Origin of the sequence: Lysinibacillus sp. UBA5990 (genome assembly GCF_002429815.1) — a bacterium.
In the GTDB taxonomy this organism is placed as follows: Bacteria; Bacillota; Bacilli; order Bacillales_A; family Planococcaceae; genus Lysinibacillus; species Lysinibacillus fusiformis.
Genome location: NZ_DJAY01000010.1, coordinates 22,835 through 39,092, shown reverse-complemented (window position 1 = coordinate 39,092; position 16,258 = coordinate 22,835). Strand labels below are relative to the sequence as shown.

At 36.2% G+C, this 16,258-nt stretch carries 15 protein-coding genes; 8 read left to right on the top strand and 7 right to left on the bottom strand.

The genetic code is table 11. The features are described 5' to 3' along the window. Nucleotides 1–16: 16 nt before the first annotated feature. Nucleotides 17–1,531 (bottom strand): DHA2 family efflux MFS transporter permease subunit, encoded by a 1,515-nt coding sequence (locus B3D94_RS06875; RefSeq protein WP_036122415.1) that lies wholly within the window; start codon nt 1,529–1,531, stop codon nt 17–19. A 157-nt stretch (nt 1,532–1,688) separates the two neighbouring features. On the opposite strand from B3D94_RS06875, the gene B3D94_RS06870 reads away from it, so the two are divergent. Beyond that, nucleotides 1,689–2,606, top strand: a complete 918-nt coding sequence (locus tag B3D94_RS06870) for a TetR/AcrR family transcriptional regulator (protein WP_069479804.1) — start codon at nt 1,689–1,691, stop codon at nt 2,604–2,606. 373 nt (nt 2,607–2,979) lie between these two features. Here the strand turns inward: B3D94_RS06870 and B3D94_RS06865 are convergent, their stop codons facing one another. Both B3D94_RS06865 and B3D94_RS06860 read right to left on the bottom strand, forming a co-directional pair. Then, entirely contained in the window at nt 2,980–4,623 is a 1,644-nt protein-coding gene (locus tag B3D94_RS06865) for a sensor histidine kinase (RefSeq protein WP_291755976.1), read from the bottom strand. After that, a complete protein-coding gene (locus B3D94_RS06860; protein WP_025115602.1) occupies nt 4,620–5,321 on the bottom strand; it encodes a response regulator transcription factor in 702 nt (233 codons plus the stop codon). Before B3D94_RS06860 ends, B3D94_RS06865 begins: the two co-directional genes overlap by 4 nt. Nucleotides 5,322–5,424: 103 nt before the next feature. Between B3D94_RS06860 and B3D94_RS06855 the strand changes: the two genes are divergently transcribed. The 3 genes from B3D94_RS06855 to B3D94_RS06845 all read left to right on the top strand — a co-directional run bounded on the left by B3D94_RS06855 (nt 5,425) and on the right by B3D94_RS06845 (nt 7,747). After that, nucleotides 5,425–6,564: a DUF418 domain-containing protein gene (locus tag B3D94_RS06855; protein WP_291755972.1), complete on the top strand. Its 1,140-nt coding sequence runs from the start codon at nt 5,425–5,427 to the stop codon at nt 6,562–6,564. 228 nt (nt 6,565–6,792) lie between these two features. Then, nucleotides 6,793–7,332, top strand: coding sequence for a DUF1273 domain-containing protein (locus tag B3D94_RS06850; protein WP_193833583.1), 540 nt, complete (start codon nt 6,793–6,795; stop codon nt 7,330–7,332). A gap of 100 nt (nt 7,333–7,432) precedes the next feature. Continuing rightward, on the top strand, nt 7,433–7,747 hold the full coding sequence (locus B3D94_RS06845; RefSeq protein WP_069479799.1) for a hypothetical protein: 315 nt from the start codon (nt 7,433–7,435) through the stop codon (nt 7,745–7,747). Nucleotides 7,748–7,796: 49 nt separating this feature from the next. Here the strand turns inward: B3D94_RS06845 and B3D94_RS06840 are convergent, their stop codons facing one another. The 3 genes from B3D94_RS06840 to B3D94_RS06830 form a co-directional block, all read right to left on the bottom strand. Further along, the gene (locus B3D94_RS06840) at nt 7,797–9,191 is read right to left on the bottom strand and encodes an L-cystine transporter (protein ID WP_291755969.1); all 1,395 of its coding nucleotides are present in this window, start codon (nt 9,189–9,191) and stop codon (nt 7,797–7,799) included. 291 nt (nt 9,192–9,482) lie between these two features. Further along, nucleotides 9,483–10,433: a GGDEF domain-containing protein gene (locus tag B3D94_RS06835; RefSeq protein ID WP_291755967.1), complete on the bottom strand. Its 951-nt coding sequence runs from the start codon at nt 10,431–10,433 to the stop codon at nt 9,483–9,485. After that, nucleotides 10,411–11,292, bottom strand: a complete 882-nt coding sequence (locus B3D94_RS06830) for an EAL domain-containing protein (RefSeq protein WP_069479797.1) — start codon at nt 11,290–11,292, stop codon at nt 10,411–10,413. The genes B3D94_RS06835 and B3D94_RS06830 overlap by 23 nt, the downstream gene beginning before the upstream one ends. Before the next feature lie 327 nt (nt 11,293–11,619). On the opposite strand from B3D94_RS06830, the gene B3D94_RS06825 reads away from it, so the two are divergent. The 4 genes from B3D94_RS06825 to B3D94_RS06810 all read left to right on the top strand — a co-directional run bounded on the left by B3D94_RS06825 (nt 11,620) and on the right by B3D94_RS06810 (nt 15,521). Further along, nucleotides 11,620–11,805 carry a hypothetical protein gene (locus tag B3D94_RS06825; protein WP_069479796.1) on the top strand — a complete coding sequence of 62 codons (186 nt, stop codon included), beginning with the start codon at nt 11,620–11,622 and terminating at the stop codon, nt 11,803–11,805. After that, entirely contained in the window at nt 11,795–13,213 is a 1,419-nt protein-coding gene (locus tag B3D94_RS06820) for an amidase (protein ID WP_291755963.1), read from the top strand. The genes B3D94_RS06825 and B3D94_RS06820 overlap by 11 nt, the downstream gene beginning before the upstream one ends. Before the next feature lie 145 nt (nt 13,214–13,358). Beyond that, complete coding sequence (locus tag B3D94_RS06815) at nt 13,359–14,519, top strand: PucR family transcriptional regulator (protein WP_291755961.1); 1,161 nt, start codon at nt 13,359–13,361, stop codon at nt 14,517–14,519. A 105-nt stretch (nt 14,520–14,624) separates the two neighbouring features. Beyond that, on the top strand, nt 14,625–15,521 hold the full coding sequence (locus B3D94_RS06810) for a DMT family transporter (protein WP_291755959.1): 897 nt from the start codon (nt 14,625–14,627) through the stop codon (nt 15,519–15,521). A 57-nt stretch (nt 15,522–15,578) separates the two neighbouring features. Here B3D94_RS06810 and B3D94_RS06805 read toward each other — a convergent pair whose 3' ends face one another. Continuing rightward, nucleotides 15,579–16,151: a YitT family protein gene (locus tag B3D94_RS06805; RefSeq protein ID WP_069479792.1), complete on the bottom strand. Its 573-nt coding sequence runs from the start codon at nt 16,149–16,151 to the stop codon at nt 15,579–15,581. Nucleotides 16,152–16,258 lie beyond the last annotated feature (107 nt).

The following is a 16,258-nucleotide window of genomic DNA, read 5'->3' as shown; positions in this document are numbered from 1 at the left end:
AATAGAGAGTTCTTCACTATTTAGTTGGTTTTTTCAAATCCATTGAAGCTGCTGCGCTTTCAACCTTTACGCGTTTTAAGAAGAATGCAAGCACGACTGCAATCACTGTTATACCAGCTGCAATTAAGAATGAGTGTGTAATACCATCTAATAAAGCAGTTTGCATAATTTGATCTTGCATTTGTTGCATTTGCTCTGCGGTAGGTGCTGCACCTGCTTGTGCCGCATTTGCTTTCGCCTCGACAATTAATTCTTCAGCTTTGGCTTTTGTACGATTATTCATGAATGTAACTAAAATCGCACTACCAATTGCTCCTGATACTTGCTGTAATGTGTTGTTAATAGCCGTACCATGTGGATTCATAATTTGTGGTAATTGGTTTAAACCGTTTGTCATAATAGGCATCATTACCATCGACATACCGAACATACGAATTGTATACATCGATACGATAAATGTATAGCTTGAATCAATTTCTAATTTTGTTAAACCGAATGTAGCGATTGTTGTAATCGTTAATCCGATAATGGCCAATATACGTGGACCAAACTTATCGAAAAGCTTACCAGTGATTGGTGACATAATCCCCATTACAAGCGCTCCTGGAAGCATCATTAAGCCAGCTTCAAAAGGTTCAATACCGCGAATAGATTGTACGTAAGCTGGTGTTAAAATCATCCCTGAGAACATTGCCATCGAAACAATAACAGAGATAACAGACCCTAATGCAAACATTGGGTATTTATAAATACGTAATTCCAGTAATGGTTGATCCATTTTTAATTGTTTAATGATGAAAATAATTAAGGCAATAAAGCCAATTGAAATTGTGCCATATACCCAAGGACTTGACCAGCCTTTATCTCCTGCTGTACTGAAGCCGTATAAAATACCGCCGAATGCAACTGTTGATAAAAGTACTGATAGGAAATCTAAGTGAACTTCACGTGTCTCCATCACGTTTCTTAATTTCCAAACACCAAATAATAAACTAATAATCGCAAATGGAATAATCATTTGGAAAAGCATACGCCAATCATGATGCTCAACAATATAACCTGATAATGTCGGTCCAATTGCTGGAGCCATGATCATAACTAAGCCGAAGATCCCCATTGCTGCCCCACGCTTCTCTTTCGGGAAGCTAGTTAGCATAACATTCATTAACAGTGGTGACATACTAGATGCTCCGGCTGCTTGCACCATACGACCTGCTAATAGCACGTCAAAGTTAGGAGCGAAGCCTGCCATAATTGTACCAATAGTAAAGATGGACATCGCCGCAATAAATAAATGTCTATTTTTAAAGCGTGTCACAAAAAATGCTGAAGCAGGAACTAAAATACCGCTTACTAGCATATAACCTGTTGCGAGCCATTGTACTTTTGAATATGTGATCCCAAAATCTTTCATGATTGTTGGTAATGCCACATTCAACAATGTGTTGTTAAGAAAAGCAACAAAAGCACCCACAAATAATATAGCAATCATGCCATAAGGGGGCTTCTTCATTGTCTGCTCACTATTCATTTATATCCCTCAATTCTTTCTTGTGTTTTTCGATAAAACTTATTTTATACTCGTAGTCTACTTTTTTCAACAAATAAGTTTATATTTTTTATAAACGTTGATATATCAGCGTTTATGTTGTAGAATAAGAGTATAATATTTTAAAAAAGGTGAGGTCATGAACAAAAGAAAAAGACAGATTATTACAGCTGCGCGTGCACTTTTTATTGAAAAAGGATTTCTAGATACATCGATTAACGACATTATCCATGATGCTAAAATCTCAAAGGGGACGTTTTACAATCATTTTTCTTCGAAGAACGAATGCTTAATCGCAATTTTAGATGAAGGACGTGAGGAAGCAAGTAATCGTCGACATGAACTTATTTATGGGAAAGATCCTACAGATTTAGAAGTATTAACACAGCAAGTCGCTGTTCTCATGTACGTCAATCGTGAACATAATTTAATTCAAATTTTTGAATCGATCTTCCATTCAAGAGATAAAGAACTGAAAAAAATTATTATTAACTACCACCTACAGGAATTAGAATGGTTAGCTAATCGACTTGTCCAAGTCTTTGGTGAAGAGATTAGCCCAATAAGCTATGAATGTGCTGTGCAAACACTTGGAATGATTAACCTCACATTGCGCGCAGTTTTTATTGCTGACTATAATAAATATATCAATCGAGAAGCCATTGTACGTGTAGCATTGCGCAATATTAGCGTTATTATACCTACTATGCTTGAATCGAAAGAAATCATCGTTAGCGTTGAAATGATCAATACTATTCAAAATGTAGTGAATTATAAAACCGTTACAAAAGATATGGTCATTGATCAATTACATGGCTTTGCCAAAGGATTAACGAACAATGAAACAGTGGAAGGCTTGGAGTATGCGGAATTCTTATTAGAAGAGCTTCAACGCGAAAATCCAAAGCTCTTTATCATCGAATCACTTCTTACACCTTTTCGTAAGGCATTCGTTGGAACAGAACATGTCGCAGAAGCCCGCGATATCGCTAATAGTCTATGGCGCTATGTAAAAGTTGAGCGACCAGCTGAGCGCTGCAATAAAAATAGACAATAATAAAAGAGGTATCAAAGTGAATTTTGATACCTCTTTCAGATTGTAGACAAAATCCATTGAGAAGTTCACTCTCGATGGCTCTTGTCATTTTCAATATTGGGTAAATTACCGCTGAAGAAAACGATAGATTCAATACTAGGACGTCCCTATGCAGAATAGAAATTTTCTACTCAAGGATAGGTAAATGAAAAATCGATAGTAGGCTGAGATCCTGGACTGAACGGAGTTGGGGAAACAGCTCGACCCTGCCCATAGTGAAAACAATGGATTTACTTTATTTCATTGTTTATTGAAAAAGGACTGTAGGCAAACTCAAAATTCATCGAGTTGTCTCCAGTCTGAGAGGTATCAAAGTGGATTTTGATACCTCTTTTCAATGACATTGGAATTTTAAAATAAATACCGTACCGTCACGATCTGAACGCACACTTATGGTGCCATTGTGGAGATCTATGAGCTGTTTTGTAATGGCTAGTCCTAACCCTGTCCCTGCTGTATCATCTGTAGTGTTAGTTCCACGATAATAGCGTTCGAATAGGTTATCGAGCTCTTCCTGAGGAATGCCAGGACCATGATCAGCGATTGTTAGCATCACTTCTTTACCAGTATGTTGCGCTTCCACCATTACCTTCGTGCCTACAGGAGTATATTTCTTCGCATTGGTTATTAAATTATCCATAATCCGCTTGAGCAAAAGTTCATCTGCTTGCAGCATCACATCACCATAAACCTTTACGCTTACCTGTTCATCTGCAAATTGTGTTAACCATGTTGTCAACGGCAGTAATACCTTATCAAGCTGTATGGCTTTATTTTTTAACTGATACGTATACGTTAAATCTTGTATAAGCGCATCCATATATGTTGCCTTTTCCTGCATAGTTTGTGCAAAAATACGCATCTCATCCTTTGTCCACTCATAATCCTCCGAGGCAAGCATTGTGGAATAGCCATAAATAGAGCTTAAAGGCGTCTTTAAATCATGCGATAAACCTGTAATCCACTCTTCACGTAACTGCTCCGATTGCTTAATTTGCCTTTCATTTGAATCAAGTCGCTCAGATAAATGGTTTAAGGACTCCTCTACAGGCTGAAATAATCTAAATTTTCGTTTCAATTTTCCTGTTTTCTTATGATGGATTTTCCTATCACTTATATCACTGTAATCGAATTGGGTAAGTCGCTCAATGCGTGATATGACATAAACAAGTGGTCTTACAAATTGTCGCGAAATACTAATCGATAAAAAGATAACACCCAATAATAAAATAATATGCCCACCAAAGAAAATGGAAACAAATAAAATCATTGCCTTATTGAAGGGCTCTTCAAATGGTTTATAGGATGGATTTGGCATGCGAACGACAAATGTGGAACCATCCGCTAAGGTTGAGCTTTGCTTAAGTTCCTCATGCTCGAAAATGTCATATTTCTCCTCGACCAGTTGGGGCTTCTTCAGCTCTTCGTAACGCTTTCCTACAATGTCCGTCCGGTTCCATTCCGTATCATAAAGTTCAACACTAGCTTTATGTTCTTTTAAACGCTGTAGTGTCACGTCTGAAATTGCTCCTGTGGCTAACCAATTATCAAGAGCCTCCTCAAATAGTGGTTGAACAGGAGAAATCGGTAGAAATAACAAATAATACTTTGGAAGTTCCCATGTGTGCATACCCGGCTGTTTTAATGCAAAAATTTCGCTATCAGGCATTCCACATAATTCACAACTTTCCCCTGTATAATCTACAATGGTCATCGACTGATCAAATAAGTAAAGTTGACCTGCATTTTCCTCAGCACGCTTTACTAAATAATCGGCAATTTTAATGGATTCTCCTTTTTCGACGACAGCATCGTCCTCAATTTCGAAGGAGCTCATGACATGAATATTGTCTCCTACACGATCATTAATAAAGATCGCAAAAAACACTAAGCTCATAATAAAGCCTGAAATAATTAATAAATAAAATATGATGAAATAAGATACAAAACGAAGCGTTAATTTCCCTGCTGGCTTCATGAAGAAACATCCCCAACAAGCTTATAACCAATACCTCTGACCGTTATAATACAGGTAGGCTTTCCAGGATTCTTTTCAATTTTTTCTCGAAGTTTTCGTATATGTACCATTACTGTATTATCATCAAACAAACAATCTCCCCATACACGCTCGTAAATTTGTTCCTTAGATAAAACTTGCCCGGCATTATCACATAAATATTTCAATAAATGAAACAAACGACCACTAATGATTTCCCTTACCCCATCAACAGTGATTTCTGCTGCATCAATATCGAATGTAAAACGGCTACATGTAAAAAGATGATTTTCTGTGACTTGCTTTTTCTTCATGTAACGTGCTAACTGTACCTTCACCCTTGCAACAAGTTCCAGTGGGTTAAATGGTTTTGTAATATAATCATCTGCACCATTCATAAAACCACGAAGTTTATCGGCGTCACTGCTTTTAGCTGTTAAATAAAAAATAGGAGCATCGCTTTTTTCCCGAATAATATTGGCCACTTCTAATCCACTACCATCTGGCAGCATAATATCTAAAAGATAAAAATCAAATGTTTTAGCATAAATTTCGGATTTCGCTGCTTCTATCGTGTTACATAATGTAATACTTGTCATTCCTTCTTTTCTTAAAATGATATCAATCATTTCAGCAATCGCACGTTCATCCTCTAATACTAATATGGATGCTTTCTGCATATCCTCACCTACTTTTAAGATTACTTTAAGGTAGTCATTATTTCACCATAAGCTTTCTCAACTATTCTATGTATAAGATAACCAATTAAGGAGATAAAACGCAATGACAACTAATCGTGTTACTTTCATTGATACAATGCGTGGGTTTAGTTTATTTGGCATCTTAATGGCGAATTTGTTGATATTCCAATTTGGGATGTATGGCAAAGATGAATTAAAAGATCTTTCTACCTTAGATAATGGAGCTTTATATTTTGTAAAGATTGTGATTGAAGGCTCCTTTATGCCAATCTTCACTATTTTATTCGGCTTCTCGCTTATTAAATTAATTGAATCCATTCGAAGAAAAAAAAATAAAAGCCGCTGGTCAGTATTACGTCGGGCAACTGGTTTAATTGCCCTTGGTTTACTACATTCCATTTTATTATGGGAAGGCGATATTCTTTTTTCTTATGGTTGTATGACTTTATTTTTAATTCCCTTTATTAATCGTAAACCTAAAACTTTGTTTATATGGGCGGGCATTCTATTTGTCCTTACGACAGCTGTAACATACGGTTCTATGGAGGCAACTAAAAAGGAACAAAAGGAATTAGATACTTACATTGAACAAGCAGATGATGTCTATGCTAAAGGAAGTTACTTAGAAATTTTTGATTTCCGAGCAAATGCAGAAGTACCTGGAATGGAGGACCCTTCCTTCATCTTTATTGTATTAATTTTTGCGCCAATGTTTTATGCTCCCCTATTCCTCTTCGGTATGGCACTCGCTAAAAAGCAAGCCTTTGTGAAAATGGACGAGGAAGTAAAGTGGTATAAGCTAGGGGCACTCCTAGTTCCTATAGGTCTCGCATGCAAAAGTGTAAGTTTTATAGAAAGTAATTTTTCTTCCATCTTATTGATGGGCGGATCTCAACTATTAGCACTCGGCTATGTCAGCCTTGCAGCTTTAATCTATCAAACACGCCCTGTACAACTCCTTGCTCCTGCATTCGAGAGCGTGGGAAAATTATCTTTAACCAATTATTTACTACAAACTATTATTTGTACAACTGTTTTTTACGGTTATGGTCTAGGATTATATGGCAAGTTAGGTGTCTTTGGCGGTATTTTATTCGGTATCGTTGTTTACAGCCTACAATGTGTCCTCAGCCTTGCCTATTTAAAGAAATTTAAACGCGGCCCATTTGAAACAGTCTTACGTGTATGGACGAATTGGTCGTGGACTGGTCAGGTGAAGTAAGACTCCTACAAACTACTATATAAGAAAGGAATTATTTCATATGAATAGTGACTCTAAAGAAGACTTTACAGACTCGTGGTGGTTTTTAGGTATTTGTGCGGCTGTAGCAGTAATTTTAACACTATTGCATTTTAATCGTTAATATCGGCATTCGTTTTCCTTGCCCCCTACTGTATACTATTACTACAACCATACAGCTTAGGGGGCATTTTCTTGTTAACGCGTATAATGATTACAGGCTATAAGCCACATGAACTTGGTATTTTTAATGATAAACATCCTGGGATTAGTATCATTAAAAAGGCATTGGAAAACCGTCTACGTCTTCTACTTGATGAAGGGCTCGAATGGGTTATTATTAGCGGCCAACAAGGTGTAGAATCTTGGAGTGCTGAAGTTGTATGGACGCTAAAAAAGGAATTTCCTCATTTAAAATATGCAGTTATCACACCCTTTTTAGAACAAGAGAAAAATTGGCAGGACCGTAAAAAAGAAAAATACCAAACCATAATTGCCCGAGCAGATTTCGTCACAAGCATTACGAAAAAACCGTACGAAGCTCCTTGGCAATTTATTGAGAAGGATAAATTTATTATTCAAAATACAGATGGACTATTATTAATTTATGATGAAGAAAATGAAGGCTCTCCAAAATATATCAAACGCCTGGCAGAAAAATTCATGGAGTCTCATGACTATTCACTTTTGACAATCAATGCCTATGATTTACAAATTATAGCGGAGGAAATACAGCAACAAGATTGGTAGAAATTAATTGCTATAATTTTCCGACAATTATATACTAGTATTATGAAATAGGTTGTCTGTAGCTAACTTTTTGATCACAATTCGAAAGGAGCTGTCACATTTGAAGAAACAAATCGAAGTAATTTTTGAAGCTTCTCCGATAAATATTACTCATGATACGTATCGCAGAGAGTGTAGCTATACGCGTGGCATTCATATTGAAGAACAAGAATTTCTAGCCATTTTAAGTACAATGAGTAGGGATTCCCGCTTATATTTTGATTTTCATAACCCTCGTAAGGAGATTAAAAAAGGAACATATTTAAATGGACACTCCGGTTTAGCCTACAATATTTTTGAGTATTATAAAGAAAACTTTAATATTGAGATAACTGAAATAATCAATGGTAAAGATTTTTATGTAAAGATCATATAAAACAACCCCCTTTAAAGTTTCACCTTTAAAGGGGGTTCCTTCTTCTATCTTATAGGTCTGATACTTGAGCACCTAATTCTTTATTATTATACATTACTGTATCCAATTCTTTCGTAATACGTGCTGTTGTAACACCAGCTGTCATTGAACCACTTACATTTAAAGCTGTACGTCCCATATCAATTAAAGGCTCAACTGAGATTAATACACCTGCAAGGGCAACTGGTAAATCAAGAGCTGATAGTACAAGGATCGCTGCAAATGTTGCACCACCACCAACACCTGCTACACCAAATGAGCTAACTGCTACTACTGCAATAACTGTAATAATGAACACAGGATCAAGAGGATTAATGCCTACTGTAGGTGCAATCATAATCGCTAGCATGGCAGGATATACACCAGCACAGCCATTTTGACCAATGGATAAACCAAATGAACCTGAGAAGTTGGCGATACCTTCAGATACCCCAAGACGACCTGTTTGCGTTTTAATATTCATCGGTAAAGTACCAGCACTTGAACGTGAAGTAAAGGCGAATAATAATGTTTCCGCAGATTTTTTCACATACGTAATTGGGTTTAATCCACTTAATGTCAAGATTAATAAGTGTACTAAGAATACAATTATTAAAGCTGCATAAGAGGCAATCACAAACTTACCTAAATTATAGATGGCACCGAAATCAGATGTTGCTACAGTACGAGCCATAATAGCTAAAATCCCGTATGGTGTTAAACGTAAAATAATTGTTACAACACCCATGACAAGGGCATAAATAGCATCTAATCCTTTTTTAATTGTTGCTGCTGTTCCTTCATCTTTACGTGCTACACGTAAATAAGCAAAGCCAAGGAATGCTGAGAAAATTACGACAGCAATTGTTGAAGTTGAACGAGCTCCTGTTAAATCAAGGAATGGATTAGCTGGGAATAACTCAACAATTTGCGTTGGTAAATCAGGTGCTGCTAAGCCAGTCGTTTTTTCCTCAAGGTATTGCCCACGAGCTGTCTCCGCTTCACCTTGTAAAATGTGTGTTGCATCTAAATCAAATACTGTGGCAGAAAGAATACCTACCGCTGCCGAAACAGCTGTCGTCCCAATTAAAATAGCTAAAATAAGAGCAGCCATCTTCCCAAAATTTTTGCCAATTTTCATTTTTGTAAAAGCAATAAGAATAGATATGAATACTAATGGCATTGCTACCATTTGTAATAATTTAACATACCCAGTACCTATAATATTGTACCAAGATGTTGTTTTAGCTAAAACTTCAGAATCAATACCGTAGATAAAATGAAGTCCAAGACCAAGCAAAATCCCTAAACCTAGACCTGCAAAAACACGATTCGAAAACTTCACGTGTTTTTTATTCATCACATATAAAATTCCAACGAACACAAGCAGAACTGCTACGTTAAGAATGATTTGTAAATTCGACAATGGAATGCCTCCTAAGGTGTTTTATAATAATGTAATCGAATTATATACCTATAATCCCTATAATTCAAGTATGTTTTATTAAGATTAATAATTTCATAAAATAAAAACGATTTGCTGCCATTCATTATTCCCTCGAAACGTAAAATAATTATTTTAAAGAGACTTCTTTAAAATATTTTAGTCTCCCTTGCTTTAATTGGTGACAACATTATCACTTTAATTGGTCATGATCCCAGTGGTTACAAAATTAATACCCAAAAAGCCACCAACATTAACAAAAACCTACATCGTTCAATGAACGATGTAGGTTTCTTGTTTATTAATCAAATAACAGCTTCCAGTAATTTTTTTACACTGTTTTTTCACGTGTGTCACCGCATTAGATAATTGTTCTACGGAGTCAAAATAGTGAAATTCATTCGTGATAACTGCAACGGATAAAGTAGTACATGTTAATGGCTCCAGTTTTCCAACTCGGTTTGCTACCTGCACATATTCGAGATCCTCTAATTCATAAAAGCTCAAAATATTTGCATCAAAATCATCAATAATTCTTTGGCAAATCGAAGCAGCGTCATAATCGGGCAAAATCGCTACAAAGTCATCGCCACCAATGTGCCCTAAAAAATCACCTACCTCACATATATGTCTTTTAAGTATATCTGTTAAATAAAGTAGGATTTTATCCCCTTTATTAAAGCCATATGTGTCATTATAGGATTTAAAATGATCTAAATCGAAATATATTAAACTATATTGTGGAAATTTTAACGCTTCCTCAAGCTTTTCATTAATTAATTGATTACCTGGTAAACTACTTAGTGGATTCAAAAAGCTAGCAATAGCCACCTGTGTGTCGACGAGCTTTAACAGAAGCTCCCTTATACTAACCATTCCATAATATACGTCATTTTTAGTGACAATCACATCATCATATAAATCCTCCGGAGGTCTAGACATTGCTTGAGTACTAACCTCAGTAATCGGTATATTCCTATCTACAATTAAAGGATTTTCTTTAATGATTAATTGATTTTGCCGTCCCATAAATAAATGATAGCCATATTGAGTACCTATTTTTTGATAGAAATGTGTACGTGTAATATGCCCAATAGGTTTTTCATCACGAACTACAACAACACTACGTAATGAAGGATTACTCGTAAAAAGTACATCTACTTCTTTATTTTTCACAAATTCATCAATACATGGAACCTTTTCAATGACTTCCCCAATCTTCATGGTCACCCACCCTTATTTTCCCCAAATGTATTTCCTTTGCGGGCTTTCCTATCGCATAACCTTGCGCATAGTGAATACCGATACGATGTAGATACTCAAGCTCTTCCTGTCTTTCAATTCCCTCAGCAATAATTTTAGTTTTGGCCTGCTCGGCATATTTCATTAGCAATGTAACAAGCTGCTGCTGTTCACTAATCTGATCAATACATTGAATTAATGAACGGTCTAGTTTAATAAATTCTGGCTTTAAATAAATAAGTGTTTTCAAGCTATTATAGCCCGAGCCAACATCGTCTACCGCAATACGATAGCCCTGCGATCTATAATGTGATAATACACGTTCAAACTCAACAAAATCTATAACAGCACTACGCTCAGTTAATTCAAAAACTACTTGTTGTGGCTTAATGCCGAGTTCCTTTAATAATTGTAGCGTCTCTCCACTATGGTATTTTTTGTCTAATAATACATTCGGATGTATATTAAGAAACACTAAAAGGTTTTTATCCACTAAATCATTGTGCATACGTTCCTTGAAACGTTGTAAAGAAAGATTTCTACAAAAACATTCAAATAAAAATACACAATCTGTTTGTCCTACAAACTCATAAAACTGGTCGACACTTGTAAACAATTCCGAGGGTATTGGACGGTTTAAAGCTTCAAATCCAATTGTTTGCGCTGTCTGTAAATCCACAATAGGCTGAAAGTATGTATGTAAAGAACCTTGTTGAATAATTTGCTTCAATGCTTTTAAACGTTTTATATATAACGTATTTTGTTGATGTTGTCCGTATAAATATTTTAATAAAGAAAAAACATTATTCGTTTTTATATTTTGTTCCACAGCTGACTCCATGCTTGCACCTCTTCAATTGGTTATTATGGTTCATTGTACGCTTCGATTGTAAATAGACTGTGAATCGCATGTAAAAAGAGCAAGCTCCAGCGCTAGAATTCTGAATATTTCTTTCCGAGTAGTAAGCTTTTATTCTTATCTATTAAATCGTACCTATTTCACAATATTCACTCTATTGAGAATTATTTATTTGATATAAACCACCATTAGTGTATGATTGTAATAATAGGATTATATTACCTATTATAATTATTTGTGATTGACGATATCGGTCTTTATGGGGAAACCTATTTAGATATTAAAACCATTCAAGGGAGGATCTTGTTAATGAGCTTGTCTATTCAACAATTATTGGAGAACAAAGGAATTACACCGAAACCTGAGCACCTTGAACTATTAAAAACACGCTGGGAAGGTATGCAGTCACTTCGTAGCCACCTAGAAGGTATTGCGATTGATGACGCGGATATCGCTGTACGCAGCATTCCTGGAGGTGATCACATTGACAACTGATTTACATTTAAAATCCGTTGAAGAACTGGCGCCTTTACTACAATCGAAGGCTTTATCTCCCGTGGAGCTTACAAAGGCTATTCTAGATTTTGCTGAGGAAAGCCAGCCTAGGATTAATGCCTATATGGCCTTTTATCGAGAAGAAGCATTGTCTCAAGCAAATGAAATAGAAAAAGAGATTCTCCAAGGGCAATATAAAGGAATGTATCATGGAATTCCTATGGCCTTAAAGGATAACTTATATTTTAAAGATAAAATAACAACGATGTCCTCCAAAATTCATAAGGACTTCATTTCAGATTATGATGCAACAGTAGTAGAGAAACTTCGTGACGCTGGTGTTATTTTCACTGGAAAATTAAGCATGCATGAATATGCTTGGGGAATTACTAATAATAATCCTCATTACGGACCCGTTCGCAACCCTTGGGATTTAGATAAGATTCCTGGTGGCTCTAGTGGTGGCTCTGGTGCCGCTGTTGCGGCAGGTGCAAGTGTCGCCTCACTAGGAACGGATACAGCAGGCTCGATTCGAATCCCTTCTTCTGCCTGTGGTATCGTTGGCTTAAAGCCTACACATGGTCGTGTAAGTAAATATGGCTGTTACCCACTTGCTTGGAGCTTAGACCATATCGGCCCAATGACAAAAACAGTAAAGGATGCAGCAGGCTTGCTGGAAGTCATTTCTGGTTTTGATCATCGAGACCCTACTTGCATAGATGTACCTACTGACAATTACGTGCAGCAAATTTCAGGCAATAGTAAGGATTTAGTCATCGGCATTAATGAGGACTACTTCTTTAAAGACGTAGATGCTGACATAGAAAAGGCTGTTCGAGCGAGCATTCAAAGTTTAGTAGATCAAGGTGCTAAAGTGGAAGTAGTGCGAATCCGATCCTTACAATACGCAGAATGGGCAGAGCTTGTAACATCCCTTTCAGAGGCAGCAGCTATACACCATTCTGATTTACAAAAGAGACCTCAAGAATTCGGAGACGATATCCGGTTATTATTTGAGCTAGGGGAACTACCTTCTGCAGTTGATTACTTACAGGCACAGCAGGTACGTCGTCAAATTAAGCAGGAGTTTAACGAAATTTTTAATCAAGTAGATGTGCTGATTACCCCTACTCTACCTGTTGTGGCAAATACCATTGGTGATGATTTCGCTGAGCTAAATGGTAAAAAAGTAGATTTAATTGATAATATTATTCGTTTTACAGGTCCAAGTAACTTAACAGGCTTACCTGCCCTTTCAGTTCCTTGCGGCTTTAAAGGAAATTTACCAATAGGTCTACAAATTATTGGTCCTGCCTTTAAAGAAGGTCGAATTTTAAATGTTGGGTATGCTATCGAACAAACAAACCCATTAAAAAATAGAAAGCCTAATATTTTTTCTACTATTTAATCTATAAATAACATTGAAAAATCTGCTCACTAGGAGCAGATTTTTTCATTGTATGTATAATCTTTTCAAACTTATGGTTTTTTATTGAGGCGTACTTTTATAATAGAAGATAATAGCTTACTACAAGAAAGGCAATGATCCATTCATGAATGTAGAGAACTTTTTACAACTACCCATTACAAAAGATTTTATCGTTGTTGCTGGTCACAGCGGTTTGCATAAAGCTGTTCACAACGTAGAAATACTCGACTTTGAATTCTCCCCAGATATACATCATGTGCGAGATACGATATTCACGCCAAACAGTGTTGTGTTAAGTAGCCTATTATTTGCAAAGCAAAAGCCTGAGTATTTATTAAATGCCGTCAAAAGCTTGATCGAGCTAGGCGCGAGTGCCTTAGCCTATAAACCTGTTATTTATAAAGATTTACCAGAAGAGGTTTTAACTTATGCGGAAGAACGTAATTTTCCTATCCTTCGATTTGGTGGAGATGAGTTTTTTGAAAAAATCATTTTAGAAACGATGGCCTATGCTAAAACACAGGATTACTCATTCTTTTTAGAAACAATTGTACGAAGATTAATGGAGGAGGATCTTGCACAGGAGCAGCTAAAGTCGAATTTACAGCAAATTGATAGACCTTTTGACAAGTATGTATTTGTCACAAATCTACGGGGAAAGGGTTTATCTCAAAGTGGTTGGAAGCAAAACTTTTTATCATTGGAGCCTTTATTAAAATCTGGTTTAATTTGCTCCTATAAGCAAAGTCTTTTTCTGATTATAACTCACCCATCTCAGCAGTTTCAGGTTGAGAGGTTTATACATGAATGGCTAACAGTAAGTGCTATCCCTACTGAAGCATTCATCTTTGGCTATAGCAATTGGTACGACACACAAACAGGAATTTCAACTGCTTTGCGAGAAGCCTATTTTGCTAGTATTTTTGCTGAAATTGATAAGGTACCAAGCTGCCATTATAAGTCCCTTGCATCAGATCGTTTATTAATAGAGCTGTATCGTAAAGATCCTACATTTGCGATGGATTATGTCACTTCCTTTTTAGCACCTTTACTCGATGATAAGGCAGACCCAGATTTATTGGAAACGGCCAAAACCTATATTACAAAAAAAGGAAACATAAAAGAAGTGGCTGTTGACCATTATTGTCATCCCAATACCGTCCGCTATCGCATGGCTAAAATCCGTCAGTTATTAGTACCTGTAGATAATGACTATGTATTTTATGAGCGTCTAGCTGCAGCCGTTAAATTGTACTTATTACATAGCAAATTGAGTGATGAATAATCGCTTTGGAATAAGTACAAAAAAACGCCTGAATATTTAGAAATAAAATCAAATTATTTTCTTCTCTCTTATGCTATCCTAATTGAAGTTAGGAGGAAGAATTTCATGAAAACTTACATAGCGGATGGCATGCTACTCGTTACAGCCATTGTTTGGGGCAGTGGGTTTGTTATAACAGCCATTGCCTTAGAATATTTAACGGCTTATCAAGTTATGGCTGGTAGATTTTTATTAGCTTCAATTATATTAACTGTTTTATTTGGTTCCCGATTAAAAAAAGCGTCAAAATCGGTCATATGGAAAGGTGCTTTATTAGGTACCATATTGTATATAGCATTTGCTCTTCAAACGGTTGGACTTCAATATACAACACCATCGAAAAATGCCTTTTTAACCGCAGTTAATGTCGTTATCGTTCCTTTAATCGCCTATGCGGTTTATAAACGTCGTATTGATGGGTATGAAATTATTGGGTCCTTAATGGCCATTGTTGGAATTGGCTTTCTATCGTTACAAGGTTCATTGACGATGAATATGGGTGATGCACTTTCGTTAGCTTGTGCCGTTGCTTTTGCCTTTGATATCTTTTGTACAAATCTTTTTGTCCAAAAGGAAGATGCCATTGCACTAACTATCATTCAATTTCTTACCGCTTCCTTTATAGGTATTCTTGTGGTCATTAGCCAAGGAGAAATCCCTACGTCTCTAGAAAAAGAAGCTATTTATTCGATTATTTACTTAGGAATTTTTTCAACAACGATTGCTTACCTTTTTCAAAATGTGGCGAATCAATATACAACTGCTACAAAGGCTGCGATTATTCTATCAACGGAATCATTTTTCGGCATGATCTTATCAGTTATCTTCTTGCACGAAATTTTAACGAGCCGTATGATTGTAGGGGCTGTTCTTATATTACTCGCCATACTCATTGCGGAGGTCAAACCAGCACACCCTAAAAAGAAGCTTATGAAAACACTCGACAATCAAACACCAAAATAGTTTCAGTCTCTTACTGGAGCTATTTTTTTATGCCACACGCTCAGGAGTAAACGAATGTTAGGAAGCACGACTCGTAATAATGCTTGTCGTTATGCCTACTACTAACACTGTAATAATAGACAATAAAAAAGTAGTGGAGGACAACAAGAAACCGCCAACAACAATAACGATAGAATCAATAAAAAATATTAATACCCCTACATTAATACTTGTCTTATCACTAATAAATTGTGCAATGAGATCTGTCCCTCCCGTGCTTGTCTGAAAACGAAGCATTAAGCCGATCCCAAAACCTACGAGAATCCCCCCAAGTATAGCACTGTATAGAGCATCTATTTGAACGAGATTTCTGACTGGCTTTAACAAGTCTATAGTCAAGGAAGAGGTAATTAAGCCATGAATACTATTGTAAAAATAAGCTCTATATTTAAACCAGGCAATAATAAAAATAGGAATACTAATGATAATAATCATTAGACCAATCTTTAGCTTATATAAATAATGTAAAATCAGCGCTAATCCTACTACCCCCCCATCTAATATTTCATAGGGCGTTAAGAATAAGTTAATTCCTAACGACAAAGAAATACTTCCTACTATAATGACAAGGCTTTTTGTCAAAAAATACATATAACCCCCCTCCGTAACTGAGCATGTCTTATAGTATGAAAATAGCTGATTGAACATGTTACGAAATAACCCTAGATCCTTAGCCATTTTTATCGAGCACTTTTGAT

Excerpts from the sequence above, each read along its gene's own strand:
- B3D94_RS06875 (WP_036122415.1), bottom strand. The coding sequence starts at position 1,531 with ATGAATAGTGAGCAGACAATGAAGAAGCCCCCTTATGGCATGATTGCT.
- B3D94_RS06870 (WP_069479804.1), top strand. The coding sequence starts at position 1,689 with ATGAACAAAAGAAAAAGACAGATTATTACAGCTGCGCGTGCACTTTTT.
- B3D94_RS06865 (WP_291755976.1), bottom strand. The coding sequence starts at position 4,623 with ATGAAGCCAGCAGGGAAATTAACGCTTCGTTTTGTATCTTATTTCATC.
- B3D94_RS06860 (WP_025115602.1), bottom strand. The coding sequence starts at position 5,321 with ATGCAGAAAGCATCCATATTAGTATTAGAGGATGAACGTGCGATTGCT.
- B3D94_RS06855 (WP_291755972.1), top strand. The coding sequence starts at position 5,425 with ATGACAACTAATCGTGTTACTTTCATTGATACAATGCGTGGGTTTAGT.
- B3D94_RS06850 (WP_193833583.1), top strand. The coding sequence starts at position 6,793 with ATGATTACAGGCTATAAGCCACATGAACTTGGTATTTTTAATGATAAA.
- B3D94_RS06835 (WP_291755967.1), bottom strand. The coding sequence starts at position 10,433 with ATGAAGATTGGGGAAGTCATTGAAAAGGTTCCATGTATTGATGAATTT.
- B3D94_RS06830 (WP_069479797.1), bottom strand. The coding sequence starts at position 11,292 with ATGGAGTCAGCTGTGGAACAAAATATAAAAACGAATAATGTTTTTTCT.
- B3D94_RS06825 (WP_069479796.1), top strand. The coding sequence starts at position 11,620 with ATGAGCTTGTCTATTCAACAATTATTGGAGAACAAAGGAATTACACCG.
- B3D94_RS06815 (WP_291755961.1), top strand. The coding sequence starts at position 13,359 with ATGAATGTAGAGAACTTTTTACAACTACCCATTACAAAAGATTTTATC.
- B3D94_RS06810 (WP_291755959.1), top strand. The coding sequence starts at position 14,625 with ATGAAAACTTACATAGCGGATGGCATGCTACTCGTTACAGCCATTGTT.
- B3D94_RS06805 (WP_069479792.1), bottom strand. The coding sequence starts at position 16,151 with ATGTATTTTTTGACAAAAAGCCTTGTCATTATAGTAGGAAGTATTTCT.